This window comes from Reinekea forsetii (assembly GCF_002795845.1).
Lineage (GTDB): Bacteria > Pseudomonadota > Gammaproteobacteria > Pseudomonadales > Natronospirillaceae > Reinekea > Reinekea forsetii.
The window spans coordinates 439159-452500 of the sequence record NZ_CP011797.1; the positions used below are offsets into that span (position 1 = coordinate 439159).

Here is a 13342-nt window from a genome sequence, read left to right on the forward strand (position 1 = left end):
CTTCACAATATGGTAATTACCTCCTTAGAGTAGTCTATGAACATACGTGTGGCGCTGGCCCAGCATCGTTTTCCGGTTGGGGACATAGACGGCAACGTCAGTAAAATATTGCTCTTGGCCCAACAGGCCATCGATCAACAGGCCGACATGGTGGTGTTTCCGGAACTGACATTGACCGGTTATCCGCCGGAAGACCTGCTCTTGCGCCCCAGCCTGGGTAAGCGGGTCAGTGATGGTTTACATCGCCTGTTCGACGCCAAACTGCCCATTGCCATCGTCGTCGGTTACCCGCAGCGGGAAGACGGCAAGCTGTTTAACAAGGCCATGGTGATCGACCATGGCCAGGTCATTGCCGACTACCGCAAGCAGCATCTGCCCAACTACCAAGTGTTTGATGAGAAACGCTACTTTCAGAAAGGCACGCAAACCTGCGTCTTTAGTTTTAAAGGCGCTCAGATAGCCCTAAGTATTTGCGAAGATATCTGGTACGACGGCCCCGCGCGCAGGGCCTTCGAAGCCGGTGCCATGATAAACATCAATATTAATGGCAGCCCCTATTCGATCAATCGCACCGCGGAACGGCATGAACAGGTGACCAAGGTGGTCAAGCAATGGCCGATGACCACCCTCTATGTCAATCATATAGGTGGCCAGGATGAGCTGGTGTTCGATGGCGGCTCCTTTGTTGTCAATCCTAATGGTGATGTCGCCCATACTCTGGCGCTGTTTAAGGAGAGCCTAGCGCTGGTCGATTTAACCTCGGTGGCCGGCCAATGGTGCGTAGTGGCGCCCTCGATTGCGCCGGAGCCCTCTAACTCGGCTGCCTTGTACGAGGCGTTGAAAGTCGGCTTGGCCGACTATGTTAATCGCAACGGCTTTTCAGGCATCGTGCTGGGCATGTCCGGGGGCATCGACTCGGCCCTCAGCGCCGCCATTGCCGTCGACGCCCTGGGCGCCGATCGCGTGATGGGGGTGATGATGCCTTACCACTATACCGCCAAGATCTCCCTAGAGGACGCCGAGGCCGAAGCGAAAAACCTAGGCATTCGCTATGAAGTGTTGCCTATAGGCGATGCCTTTGAAACGGCGTTGAGCACCCTAAAACCAGCCTTTGGTGACAAGCCGGTCGATGTTACCGAGCAAAATATGCAATCGCGTATGCGCGGTGTCTTCTTGATGGCGCTGTCCAATAAACTCGGCTTTATGGTGCTGACCACCGGGAACAAGAGTGAACTGGCGGTTGGCTATGCCACCCTCTACGGCGACATGTGCGGCGGCTATAACTGCCTGAAGGATGTCCCTAAGACGTGGGTCTATACCCTGTCCAATTGGCGCAATGAACAGAGCCCGGTGATCCCGGAGCGGGTCATTACCCGGCCGCCCTCGGCGGAATTGGCACCGGATCAGCTCGATGAGGATAGCTTGCCGCCCTATCCGATACTGGATGAAATTATCGAACGCTATGTCGAACGAGATGAAAGCCTCGATGCTATCGTCGCCGCCGGCTTTGACTACGACACTGTGTATCGGATCGTACGGCTGATCGACCTCAACGAATACAAACGCCGACAGGCACCAGAAGGGGTTCGGGTCTCCAAACGCGGTTTCGGCCGCGATCGGCGTTACCCGATCACCCATGGCTGGAAACCAGGAAACTAGCCGTAATGATTAATATTTTATGGGATCTAGACGGTACGCTGATCGACTCGATGGCGGTAATCGCCCGTTGTTTAAATCAAACTTCAGAGCACTTCGACCGTGGCCCAGTACCGGCGGCCCAGATCCGTTCGATGATCGGTCCGGAATTGGGTGTGTCGCTCGGCCGCATATTGGATACTCAGGATGCCGAGCAGATCCAACGCGCGAAAGACTTTTACCGCTCCTGTTATCAGTACAGCTTGCACGACAGCCCGGTTTACCCCGGCATGCTCGAGGTGCTGCAGCACTGTAACCGAATCGGTGTACGGCAGTTTATTGCTACGGCCAAGTATCAGCTCTATGCCGAACAGATTATCGCCCACAGCGGCCTGGCCGAGTTCTTTACCGGGATCTATGGTTCGACCGAAAGCGGTCAATACGGCGACAAGAAAGAACTACTGGCCTGGTTGCTGGCCGAAGAGAAGCTCAAAGCCAGTGAAACGCTGATGATCGGCGATACGGCCTATGATGTCGCCGCAGGGCGCCACCATGATCTGACATCACTGGGGGTCTTATGGGGCTATAGTGACGCGCCCACTTTGCTCGCAGCCGGTGCGCACCAATGTGTTGCGGCGCCTGAGGATCTGATGGCGGTAATCAAGGGTTCCACGATGGCGTTTTGCTAGCCTCGCTGAGAGGTGCACGACGGCTTGGTTAAGCCGTCGTTGCGCTATTCAGACGCTAGCTGGTTAGACCCAAGGTTAACAGCTTGACCCACCAGCGGTCTTCGGCCCACTTGGGCGCTTGGTAGCTGCCGGAAGCGAATACCGCATGGTCCGGATAGGTTGTTTGCAGGCGGGTTAGAGTGATCTGTCGATCTTTATCGAGTTCCAGCGCGCCATAGGCTTCTGTTAAGACCACGAGGGCATCTGCCTCGGCGCTAACACCCGGATAGTGTTGAATCACCACCTGAGCGCGTTCCGCGGCGGCAACCCAGGCGCCACGCCGGATGTAGAAGTCGGCAACAATCAACTCATGGCGCGCCAGGGCGTCCTTCAGGACGATCATCGCGGTCAGGGCCGGTTCTCGATAAACACTCTCTGGAAATTGGTCGCTAAACTCCAGTAGCGCGAAAAAGGCTTTTTGGCCCTGCTCTGGCGATCGCATCGCCGGATCCACCTTGCCAAAAATGCCTCGATTGGCAAGAAACAATCGGTAATAGCTCATCGAGCGCAGAAACCAGGCGTAATCGACCGACGGGTAATCCGGATTTAAGCGCGTAAAGCGATCCGCCTCGATCAGTGCCGTGGCGAAGTCATTGGACTGATAGCGGGCGTAAATTAGATCCAGAGCACTGGCCTGGGCGAAACGACCAAACGGGAAACGGCTTTGCAGATCGGTTAAACGTTCGATGGCTAAGCTGTAATTGCGTTGGTCGAGATAGGTTTGCGCGGCCTCATAATAGCCCGATTCGGTGTCTTTCACCTTGTTTCCGAACGAGGCGCAGCCGGTTAAGAGGACCACAAACGCCAAAAAGGCTATTTGACTCACTTTTTTTGCGCTTTGCGCTACGGTAAACATGCTATCTCTCATTAAATCAGTAAAATGACTGCCATTGTAACCACAGGATACCCAAGCCTCCAATGACTGATACCACAGATTCCATCAAGGAAACGAAAATTGTCCCCCTTGACCAAGGGCACAAACGTTTCGATCAGGTAGCTGCACTGCTTTTTGATGACTACTCGCGTTCCAGAATACAGAACTGGATCAGTGGCGGGCAGCTGACGGTAGATGGTAAGACCAGACGCAATCGAGACAAGCTGATCGGGGGCGAAACGCTGGTGCTCGACGCTGTGCTAGAGGTAAATGAAGGCTGGGCAGCACAGTCTATTGAACTCAACGTGGTTTACCAAGACGAGCATATCATCGTGATCAATAAACCCGCCGGCCTGGTAGTTCATCCCGGCGCGGGGAATCCAGACGGGACCATGCTCAATGCACTACTCTATCGCTATCCGGAGCTTGCCTCCGTGCCGCGTGCCGGCATTGTCCACCGGCTCGACAAGGACACCACCGGTCTGATGGTTGTGGCGCGAACGCTACAAGCCCAAACTGGGCTGGCGGAGCAACTGCAAGACCGAAGCATGGGGCGAGAGTATTCGGCCATCTGCATGGGGGTGATGATTTCCGGTGGTACGATCGACGCCCCGATCGACCGGCATCCGAAGCAGCGCACCAAGATGGCTGTTGCCCCTTTGACCATGGGCAAGGAAGCGGTCACTCACTATCGCGTGATCAAGCGCCTGCGCAATCACACCTTGGTGCGCTGTAAGCTGGAAACCGGCCGCACGCATCAGATTCGCGTACACATGTCGCACATTGGCAATCCGATTGTCGGCGACCCAGTGTATGCCGGCCGATCGCGCCTGCCTAAGGGCGTTACGCTCGAGGTTATGACGGTGATGAAGCGTTTCAAACGACAGGCTTTACACGCCGGCTATCTGGAGCTCATTCATCCGCAAACGGGGCTGCAAATGCATTGGGAAGCAGATATCCCCGCCGACTTCCAAGAACTGCTCGATGAGATGGAACATGAATTGAAGGTCTATGGTACCGAGTTCGACCTGTGAGTTTTGAGTTTGCGCCCTGGCCCTTACCGGCCAACGTTCAGGCCGGATGGACCACTCGGCAAGGCGGCGTGAGCCAAGCACCCTTTGGATCTTTTAATCTGGCCCATCATGTCGGTGAGTCAGCCTCGACGGTCGCCACCAATCGCCGGCTATTGCGTCAGCGATTGCCCGGTGCGCCGACTGTCACCTGGTTGCATCAGACACACACCAATCGCGTCGTCCACGTGGCTGCCGCCGATCCCCAGCAGGGCCAAGACGGCAGTTATTGCACCGCCGTCGGATCCGCTTGCTGTGTTATGACGGCAGACTGTTTGCCGGTGTTTTTCTGGCGCGCCGATGGTGCCCAGGTGGCCATAGCCCATGCCGGTTGGCGCGGGTTGGCCGACCATATCCTCTTGGCCACTCTGGCGAACTTTGACCGAGCTGATCGAGTCTATTGTGGCATCGGACCGGCGATCGGTCCGAAGGCCTTCGAAGTCGGCCCGGAGGTTAGGGCGATGTTCAACAGTTGGCCCGGCTATGAGCAATTTTTCACGCCGCGCGGCAGCAAATACCTCTGTGATCTGGCCGGGCTGGCAGCATCCCAACTCACCGCTGCAGGCGTACAACGCGTCTATCGATCGAATGCCTGTACCGTGCAAAACCCGGAACTTTATTACTCCTATCGCCGGGACGGTCAAACGGGTCGCATGGCCAATTTGATTTGGAAAATGGCGCGTTAAGTCGGTTCAGCTGGGCTTGATTCCGGTCCCTTAGCCCTCATTTATGTAACAGACTTATAAACGTCAGATTAGGGTAATAGTATGCGTATTGATCGTCTTACCAGCAGCTTACAGTTGGCATTATCCGATGCACAGTCGATTGCACTGGGCCAGAACCACAGCTTTATCGAACCGGTCCATCTGCTGATCGCGTTGCTCAATCAAAAAAACACCTCTATAGCCGCCGTGCTGAAAAAAGCCGGCGCGACTGTGGCTAAATTAAAGGCTGCGGCCGATACGCAGTTGCAGCAACTGCCGGAAATAAGCGGGTCCGACGATGACGTGCATATGTCCAATGACCTGGGTCGAGTGCTGAATCGGGCCGATAAGTTATCGCAACAACGTAAAGATCAATTTATAGCCAGCGAGCTGGTACTCTTGGCCATGTTGCAGGACCGGTCGCGCATTGCCAAAACCTTGCAGGAAGCCGGACTGGTCGAAGTTGTCTTGCAGCAGGCCATTGACGATATGCGCAATGGCGAGTCGGTGTCCAGCGCCGACGCCGAGGAGAGCCGGCAAGCCTTAGACAAGTATACCGTCGATCTAACCGCTCGCGCCGAAGCGGGCCAGCTCGATCCAGTGATCGGCCGGGACGATGAAATTCGCCGGACCATCCAAGTGCTGCAACGCCGGCGCAAAAATAATCCGGTCTTAATTGGCGAGCCCGGGGTCGGTAAGACCGCCATCGTCGAAGGCTTGGCGCAACGCATCATCAATGGTGAAGTGCCGGAAAGCTTGAAGAATAAGCGCGTGCTGTCGCTCGATCTGGCGGCGCTGGTGGCCGGTGCCAAGTTCCGCGGTGAGTTCGAAGAACGACTCAAGGCGGTATTAAATGAATTGGCCAAGCAGGACGGCCAGATCATCCTCTTTATCGACGAATTGCATACTGTGGTCGGTGCCGGTAAAGGCGACGGCGCCATGGATGCCGGCAATATGCTTAAGCCGGCGCTGGCGCGAGGCGAATTGCATTGTGTTGGCGCGACCACCCTGAACGAATATCGCCAATATATTGAAAAAGACGGCGCCTTGGAGCGTCGCTTCCAGAAAGTTCTGGTCGACGAACCCAATGAAGAAGATACCATCGCCATCTTGCGCGGCCTAAAAGAGCGCTATGAAGTGCATCATGGGGTAACCATAACCGACGGTGCCATTATTGCGGCGGTCAAGTTGTCCCAGCGTTATATCTCCGATCGCCAGCTGCCCGACAAGGCCATCGATCTGATTGACGAGTCGGCAAGCCGAATCCGCATGGAGATTGACTCCAAACCGGAGTCGATGGATCGACTCGAACGCAAACTGATTCAATTAAAAATCGAGGCCGAGGCGCTGAAGAAAGAAAGCGATCCCCAGGTGCGCTTATCTCTGGCGCGACTGCATGAATCGATTGCCGAATTGGAACGGGAATATTTCGACCTGGAAGAAATATGGCTGGCTGAAAAGGCTGCCGTGCAGGGCTCGCAGCACGTCAAAGAACAGCTTGAACAAGCCCGAGCGGAACTGGAGGCCGCTCGCCGGGCCAGCGATCTGACTAAGATGTCGGAATTGCAGTACGGCCGTATTCCAGAACTGGAGAAACAACTCGATATGGCCGCTCAGGCCGAGATGATGGATATGCAGTTGCTGCAGTATCGGGTAACCGATGAATCGATCGCCAATGTGATTTCGCGCTGGACCGGCATCCCAGTCGACAAGATGCTCGAAGGTGAACGTGACAAACTGTTGCGCATGGAAGAGGTCTTGCATACCCAGTTGATCGGCCAGCATGAGGCGGTGGTCGCGGTATCAAACGCCATCCGGCGCTCGCGTTCGGGCCTGTCCGATCCGGATCGACCCAATGGCTCCTTTCTCTTCTTGGGACCAACCGGCGTCGGTAAGACAGAGCTGTGTAAGGCGCTGGCCAACTTCCTGTTCGATACCACGGACGCGATGGTGCGCATCGATATGTCCGAATTTATGGAGAAGCACTCGGTCGCGCGTTTGATCGGCGCGCCGCCGGGTTATATCGGTTATGAAGAGGGGGGTTATTTAACCGAGGCGGTGCGCCGTAAACCTTACTCGGTGATCCTGCTCGATGAAGTCGAAAAGGCCCATGGCGATGTCTTTAATATACTGTTGCAGGTCCTCGATGACGGTCGCCTGACCGACGGGCAGGGTCGCACCGTCGATTTCCGTAATACTGTTATTGTGATGACCTCCAACTTGGGTTCAGAACAGATTCAGCAGCTCTCGGACGCGGCCCAGTATGATGAAATGAAAGCCGCGGTGATGACGGTCGTGGGCGGCTATTTCCGACCGGAGTTTATCAACCGACTCGACGAGGTCGTGGTCTTTCATCCGCTCGCGCGTGAGCAGATACAGGGCATCGCGAAAATCCAATTGGCGCAGCTGCATCGTCGCCTGACCGAGCAGGAGCTGGGCCTGAGCATCAGCGATGCGGTGCTCGATAAGCTCTGTGCCGCCGGCTTCGATCCGGTCTACGGGGCGCGGCCGCTCAAGCGGGCGATCCAACGTGAATTGGAAAATCCGCTAGCGTCGGCTTTACTTAGGGGCGACTTCAGCCGGGGGGATCATATTCAGGCCGACTTGATCGACGCTCAGGTGGTATTTAAGCCCCTAAAGCCGAGTACCCACTAAGCCGATCTCGGTCCGACCGCCATTTAGCGATGGACATTCTTTGATCAGTCGCTAAAATGGAGCTCGAGACCGATCAATACCGATCTGTCCGTGCAACAAGGTTACAGGCAGCAATATCGACGTCGGAGTTGTTGGATATGAAATCCACAAACGGTCGGTTGTGTTGATGCTTAGGTTTACCGACCTAAACGTTTGAACACAGGCTGAAGAAGAGCTGATAAAGCGAACGCGTTCCTGTACCACAGCAAAGGTCTACAAACATGTCAAAATCGTCGCTTCAGCCAGAATTGCTTTCTGGTGGTGAAATGCTCTGTCGTGCGCTGCATGACGAGGGTGTCGAATTCATTTACGGTTATCCGGGTGGCTCGGTGCTGCATATTTATGACGCGTTGCACCATCAGTCCAAGATTAAACATGTGTTGGTGCGCCATGAACAGGCCGCCACCCATATGGCTGACGCCTATGCCCGTGCGTCGGGCAAGGCTGGTGTCGTACTGGTGACTTCAGGACCGGGGGCGACCAACGCCATCACCGGGATTGCCACAGCCTATATGGACTCCATTCCGATGGTGATTATTACCGGCCAGGTGATGAGTCATCTGATCGGCGGCGATGCTTTTCAAGAAACCGACATGATGGGTATTTCACGGCCGGTGGTGAAGCACAATATGATGGTGCGTGACCCGAAAGACATTCCGATGTTGATCAAGAAGGCCTTCTATTTGGCCGAAAGCGGTCGCCCGGGTCCGGTGGTCATCGACATCCCCAAAGATATGACCATGCCCAACCAAAAGTTTCCGTACATTTATCCGGAGCGTATCAAGATGCGCTCATACAATCCGGTAAAAAAGGGCCACAGCGGTCAAATTCGTAAAGCCGTTACGTTGATGATGCAAGCCAAGAAGCCGGTAATCTATGCCGGTGGTGGCGTTATCTTGGGCCGTGCCTCCGACGAACTGACGAAAATGGCACATCTGTTGAACTTTCCGGTGACCAATACCTTGATGGGCCTAGGGTGTTTCCCCGGGACCGATGAGCAGTTTATCGGCATGTTAGGCATGCACGGTACCTACGAGTCGAATATGGCCATGCACAATGCCGATCTGATTATCGCCATTGGCGCTCGGCTGGACGATCGGGTAACGAACAAGGTTTCAAAGTTTTGCCCTGACGCGAAATTGATCCATATCGACATCGATCCAACCACGATCTCCAAACACATAGCCGCCGATGTCCCTATCGTCGGGCCGGTTAAATCGGTGTTGATTGAAATGCTTGAGCAGCTTGAGCAAAGCGGTCAGCAAATCGATGATGCCGCGCTGGATCAGTGGTGGGCGCAGATTGACGAATGGCGTACCCGTCACGGTGGGCGCTATCGCACCGACGACTCGACCAAGATGAAGCCGCAGTTTGTGATCGAGACCCTGGCCCGTGTCACCAAGGGCGACGCCTATATCTGTACCGACGTTGGCCAGCATCAGATGTTTGCCGCTCAGTATTACAAGTTTAATAAGCCCAATCGCTGGATCAATTCCGGTGGCCTGGGCACCATGGGCTTTGGTTTACCGGCGGCTATGGGTGTGCAGATTAACTACCCAGAGGCTGATGTGGTTTGCGTCACCGGTGAAGGCTCTATTCAGATGAACATTCAAGAGCTGTCGACCTGCAAACAGTACGGTTTGCCAGTCAAGATTGTTTGTCTGAACAACGGCTACCTGGGCATGGTGCGCCAATGGCAGGATATGAATTACGAATCGCGTTATTCCAACTCCTACATGGATTCGTTGCCTGATTTTGTCAAACTGGCCGAAAGTTACGGCCACGTCGGCTTTGTTGTCGAAAGCGCCGATCAGCTGGAAAGCACGCTGATTGAAGCCATGGCGATTCGGGATAAGGCGGTCTTCGTCGATGTACGGATCGATCCGGACGAGCACGTCTATCCGATGCAGGTGCCCAATGGGTCCATGTGCGACATGTTCTTAAGCAAGACGGAGCGTACCTGATGAGACACATACTATCGGTATTAATGGAAAATGAATCGGGCGCCCTGGCGCGCCTAGTAGGCTTGTTCGCTCAACGCGGCTACAACATCGATTCACTCAATGTTGCGCCAACCGATGACCCGACCTTGTCGCGTTTGACCTTGGTTACGCATGGGGACGAACAAATGGTGGAGCAAATCACCAAGCAGCTGAACAAGCTGGTCGAAGTAGTAAAGGTGGTTGATCTGACCGAAGGTGGGCATGTCGAGCGCGGTCTGATGCTCGTCAAGGTTCGCGCCACGGGCGCTCAGCGCGAAGAGGTTAAACGTACCACCGACATCTTTCGAGCACAGATTGTCGATGTATCGCCGACCACCTTTACCATCATGGTAACCGGAGAGGAAGAGAAACTGGCGGCGTTCCTCGAGGCGCTAGCGGGCACAACCATTATGGAAGTAGCCCGTACTGGAGTCTCCGGTGTCGCTCGGGGTGAAAAGGTCCTCAGCGTCTAAGGCGATATCGACTGAAAGGGTATCGAAGCGCTCAAGGTGAGCGCTTTTTTTTGTCCGCGCGTATAGCCAAGACAAAAAAAACCCACACTAGGTGTGGGTTAATACTCGTTCCCTTTTGAGGAGCTCACTGAGTTCTGTTGACCGGCTTACGCCTCGACGATGCGCTTCATATCGGTCATATAGCCGCGTAATTCTTCACCGATGTATTCGATCGGATGGTTACGAATGGCGTCGTTCGCCTGTACCAGGGTCAAATTGTCTACCGAGTTAGAAGCAGCCTTCATGCCCTTGCCGATCACATCGGTGCCGATACCAGGCATGAAATGTTCAGCCAATAGCGGTACGGCGGCATGGGCGAAGAGGTAGTTACCATATTCAGCGGTATCGCTGATCACCACATTCATTTCATACAGCTTCTTGCGCGCGACCGTATTGGCAATGAGCGGTAACTCATGTAACGACTCGTAATAGGCGCTTTCTTCGATAATGCCGCTTTCAACCATGGTTTCAAAGGCCAGTTCAACACCGGATTTGACCATCGCAATCATCAGAATGCCGTTGTCGAAATAGTCCTGCTCGTCCAGGTCGTTCACCGCCGCAGGAGCCTGTTCAAAGGCAGTTTGGCCGGTCTCTTCGCGCCAGCGCAACAGATCCTTATCATTGGCATCCCAATCGGCCATCATGGTGGTAGAGAAATGACCACTGATGATATCGTCTTGATGCTTGCGGAACAGGGGTCGCATCAATTCTTTCAGGGTTTCTGATAATTCAAAGGCACGCAATTTGGCGGGATTGTCGAGGCGATCCATCATATTGGTGATGCCACCGAGCTTGAGCGCTTCGGTAATAGTTTCCCAGCCAAACTGAACCAATTTGGCGGCGTAGCTGCTGTCGACACCCTCTGCGATCATCTTGTCGTAGCAGAGAATCGAACCGGCTTGCAACATGCCGCACAGGATAGTCTGTTCGCCCATCAGATCGGACTTCACTTCGGCAACAAAGGAGCTCTGCAGCACGCCGGCACGATGACCGCCGGTTGCGGCAGCCCATGCCTTGGCGATCGCCATGCCATTGCCTTGTGGATCGTTTTCAGGATGCACGGCGATCAACGTCGGGACACCGAAACCACGTTTGTATTCTTCACGCACTTCAGTACCAGGACATTTCGGCGCGACCATGACCACGGTGATATCGGCGCGAATCTTTTGGCCTACCTCAACGATATTAAAGCCATGTGAGTAACCCAGGGCTGCACCCTGCTTCATCAGTGGCATAACCGCTTCAACCACGGCAGAATGTTGCTTGTCGGGGGTTAGGTTAACGATCAAGTCGGCGTGGGGAATTAACTCTTCATAAGAGCCAACGGTAAAGCCGTTTTCATGCGCATTCTTCCATGACTGACGTTTTTCGGTGATCGCAGCCTGGCGTAAGGTATAGGCAACATCCAAGCCTGAGTCACGCATATTGAGGCCCTGATTCAAGCCCTGAGCGCCACAACCGACGATAACAACCTTCTTACCCTTTAAAAAATCGCACTCATCGGCAAATTCGTTGCGGTCCATAAATCGACACTGACCCAATTGCGCCAGCTGTTCACGTAAGTTAAGGGTGTTGAAATAATTATTCATTCTAATACCTGCCAAATCTGGATGTGGCTTCTGCCACGGTTGGATGCAGTTTAGCGAAAGCAGACGAGCGCTGAAAATGAATTGTTGGCAAGCGAGTGTTGCGGAAAATGACTTTCTGGTCGAGATTTACCGGCCAGCGTCCGAACAGGCCGTGATTTGGGGCTGCGAACGCCACTCGATCGTGCCATTCGGCCCTGCTAAGACATTAATAAACAGCCGTTCCGATGCCGCCTAGAGCCGTAAAGCCGACAGGTGCAAGCCAGTGCCTGAGTGCCCGTACAGAAACCCGCTTATTATTATTGCAAATGCTGCAACACAGTCGCTTCCGTGGCATAATTCGGCCCCTTATAGGAGAGGTCTATGGATCTTCGAGCGTTACGTCAATTTATACATCTGTCGCAAACCCTGCACTACGGTAAAACATCCGAGGCAATGCACGTCAGTCCATCTACATTGAGCCGCAGTATTGCGCGTTTGGAGGATGAGCTCGGTGCTACCCTATTTGAGCGGGATAACCGAACCGTGGTTCTGACCCAGGCGGGACGGCAGTTTCGGGAGTTCTCAGAGACGACCCTGACGCACTGGCAAGATCTTAAGCATCAGCTGAAAAATGATCCGATTGAATTGACCGGTCAAATACGGCTTTATTGCTCTGTCACCGCAACCTATTCGGTGATGTCAGAGCTACTGACCCGATTTCGTGGGGAATACCCAAACATCGAAGTGATACTGGAGACCGGCGATACCGCGCAAGCGATTCAACGGGTTATGGACGATGAGGTCGACATAGCCGTGGCCCCCTTGCCCGACCAATTGCCCAACCCGCTCTTGTTTAAGTCATTGGTGGTGACCTCATTAGACTTTATTGGACCGACCGCCGACGGGCCCGTCAGTGCGTTGTTGGCGCAAAATCCGATTCCTTGGGGGCAGGTGCCCTTTATTATGTCGGAATTTGGCCTGACCCGAAAACGGCTTGACCATTGGTTTCGGGGTTCGAGTATCAAACCCAAGGTCTATGCTCAGGTCGCCGGCCACGAAGCCATCGTCGCCATGGTCGGCTTAGGGTTAGGCGTTGGCGTTGTACCCGCCTTGGTGACCGAAAATAGCCCGCTTAAAGATAAGATTCGTACCATTGCGGTAGAGAAAAAGCTGCAGCCCTTCGACGTCGGTGTGTGTGTATTAAATCGGCGATTACAGGACCCGTTAGTCCATGCCTTTTGGAAGACGGCACAAAAAATTCAGCAAGAGAGTAACTAATGTCGACCAAAAATGAATCAATAGTAGAGCCAGAAACGGAAACGGAAACGGAAACGGAAACAGTCGCTGTCGCCGAGACCAACCTGCGCCGCGGGGTCTATTTGATCCCCAATCTATTAACCACCAGCGCTCTGTTTGCCGGCTTTTTTGCCATCATCTCGTCGATCAATGGTGACTTTGAAAAGGCCTGTATTGCCATCTTTGTCGCGCAATTGCTCGATGGAGCCGACGGTCGGGTGGCCCGGATGACCCATACACAATCGGAATTTGGTGCGCAATATGACAGCATGTCAGACT

General features: G+C 54.2%; 12 protein-coding genes (1 of these 12 cut by a window edge). 10 read left to right on the forward strand and 2 right to left on the reverse strand.

What is annotated here, in order from left to right; translation table 11 throughout:
• Positions 1-36: 36 nt before the first annotated feature.
• The gene (locus tag REIFOR_RS02115; RefSeq protein ID WP_100255992.1) at positions 37-1659 is read left to right on the forward strand and encodes an NAD+ synthase; all 1623 of its coding nucleotides are present in this window, start codon (positions 37-39) and stop codon (positions 1657-1659) included.
• A 5-nt stretch (positions 1660-1664) separates the two neighbouring features.
• Positions 1665-2324 carry an HAD family hydrolase gene (locus tag REIFOR_RS02120; protein WP_100255993.1) on the forward strand — a complete coding sequence of 220 codons (660 nt, stop codon included), beginning with the start codon at positions 1665-1667 and terminating at the stop codon, positions 2322-2324.
• Between the two features lie 55 nt (positions 2325-2379).
• On the opposite strand, the gene REIFOR_RS02125 is transcribed toward REIFOR_RS02120, so the two are convergent.
• Positions 2380-3219, reverse strand: a complete 840-nt coding sequence (locus REIFOR_RS02125; RefSeq protein ID WP_158524268.1) for an outer membrane protein assembly factor BamD — start codon at positions 3217-3219, stop codon at positions 2380-2382.
• 62 nt (positions 3220-3281) lie between these two features.
• Here REIFOR_RS02125 and rluD point away from each other — a divergent pair, with 62 nt between their 5' ends.
• The 5 genes from rluD to ilvN all read left to right on the forward strand — a co-directional run bounded on the left by rluD (position 3282) and on the right by ilvN (position 10160).
• Positions 3282-4271 (forward strand): 23S rRNA pseudouridine(1911/1915/1917) synthase RluD, encoded by a 990-nt coding sequence (rluD, locus tag REIFOR_RS02130; protein ID WP_100255995.1) that lies wholly within the window; start codon positions 3282-3284, stop codon positions 4269-4271.
• On the forward strand, positions 4268-4993 hold the full coding sequence (gene pgeF / locus REIFOR_RS02135; RefSeq protein WP_100255996.1) for a peptidoglycan editing factor PgeF: 726 nt from the start codon (positions 4268-4270) through the stop codon (positions 4991-4993). The genes rluD and pgeF overlap by 4 nt, the downstream gene beginning before the upstream one ends.
• Before the next feature lie 81 nt (positions 4994-5074).
• A complete protein-coding gene (gene clpB / locus REIFOR_RS02140) occupies positions 5075-7666 on the forward strand; it encodes an ATP-dependent chaperone ClpB (RefSeq protein WP_100255997.1) in 2592 nt (863 codons plus the stop codon).
• A gap of 260 nt (positions 7667-7926) precedes the next feature.
• Positions 7927-9669, forward strand: a complete 1743-nt coding sequence (locus REIFOR_RS02145) for an acetolactate synthase 3 large subunit (protein ID WP_100255998.1) — start codon at positions 7927-7929, stop codon at positions 9667-9669.
• Positions 9669-10160 carry an acetolactate synthase small subunit gene (ilvN, locus tag REIFOR_RS02150; RefSeq protein WP_100255999.1) on the forward strand — a complete coding sequence of 164 codons (492 nt, stop codon included), beginning with the start codon at positions 9669-9671 and terminating at the stop codon, positions 10158-10160. The genes REIFOR_RS02145 and ilvN overlap by 1 nt, the downstream gene beginning before the upstream one ends.
• Before the next feature lie 146 nt (positions 10161-10306).
• Here the strand turns inward: ilvN and ilvC are convergent, their stop codons facing one another.
• Positions 10307-11788: a ketol-acid reductoisomerase gene (gene ilvC / locus REIFOR_RS02155; protein WP_100256000.1), complete on the reverse strand. Its 1482-nt coding sequence runs from the start codon at positions 11786-11788 to the stop codon at positions 10307-10309.
• A gap of 76 nt (positions 11789-11864) precedes the next feature.
• On the opposite strand from ilvC, the gene REIFOR_RS16835 reads away from it, so the two are divergent.
• From REIFOR_RS16835 to pssA, 3 genes are all read left to right on the forward strand, one after another.
• Positions 11865-12023, forward strand: coding sequence for a hypothetical protein (locus REIFOR_RS16835; RefSeq protein WP_158524269.1), 159 nt, complete (start codon positions 11865-11867; stop codon positions 12021-12023).
• A gap of 125 nt (positions 12024-12148) precedes the next feature.
• Positions 12149-13045 carry an HTH-type transcriptional activator IlvY gene (ilvY, locus tag REIFOR_RS02165; RefSeq protein ID WP_100256002.1) on the forward strand — a complete coding sequence of 299 codons (897 nt, stop codon included), beginning with the start codon at positions 12149-12151 and terminating at the stop codon, positions 13043-13045.
• Positions 13045-13342, forward strand: partial view of a CDP-diacylglycerol--serine O-phosphatidyltransferase gene (pssA, locus tag REIFOR_RS02170; protein ID WP_100256003.1) — the 5' end (the start) only. The gene runs 509 nt beyond the window's last position; only the first 298 of its 807 coding nucleotides appear in the window; it begins with the start codon at positions 13045-13047; its stop codon lies off the right edge, out of view. Before ilvY ends, pssA begins: the two co-directional genes overlap by 1 nt.

Excerpts from the sequence above, each read along its gene's own strand:
- REIFOR_RS16835 (WP_158524269.1), top strand. The coding sequence starts at position 11,865 with ATGAATTGTTGGCAAGCGAGTGTTGCGGAAAATGACTTTCTGGTCGAG.
- ilvC (WP_100256000.1), bottom strand. The coding sequence starts at position 11,788 with ATGAATAATTATTTCAACACCCTTAACTTACGTGAACAGCTGGCGCAA.
- REIFOR_RS02115 (WP_100255992.1), top strand. The coding sequence starts at position 37 with ATGAACATACGTGTGGCGCTGGCCCAGCATCGTTTTCCGGTTGGGGAC.
- ilvY (WP_100256002.1), top strand. The coding sequence starts at position 12,149 with ATGGATCTTCGAGCGTTACGTCAATTTATACATCTGTCGCAAACCCTG.
- REIFOR_RS02120 (WP_100255993.1), top strand. The coding sequence starts at position 1,665 with ATGATTAATATTTTATGGGATCTAGACGGTACGCTGATCGACTCGATG.
- REIFOR_RS02145 (WP_100255998.1), top strand. The coding sequence starts at position 7,927 with ATGTCAAAATCGTCGCTTCAGCCAGAATTGCTTTCTGGTGGTGAAATG.
- ilvN (WP_100255999.1), top strand. The coding sequence starts at position 9,669 with ATGAGACACATACTATCGGTATTAATGGAAAATGAATCGGGCGCCCTG.
- clpB (WP_100255997.1), top strand. The coding sequence starts at position 5,075 with ATGCGTATTGATCGTCTTACCAGCAGCTTACAGTTGGCATTATCCGAT.
- REIFOR_RS02125 (WP_158524268.1), bottom strand. The coding sequence starts at position 3,219 with ATGTTTACCGTAGCGCAAAGCGCAAAAAAAGTGAGTCAAATAGCCTTT.
- rluD (WP_100255995.1), top strand. The coding sequence starts at position 3,282 with ATGACTGATACCACAGATTCCATCAAGGAAACGAAAATTGTCCCCCTT.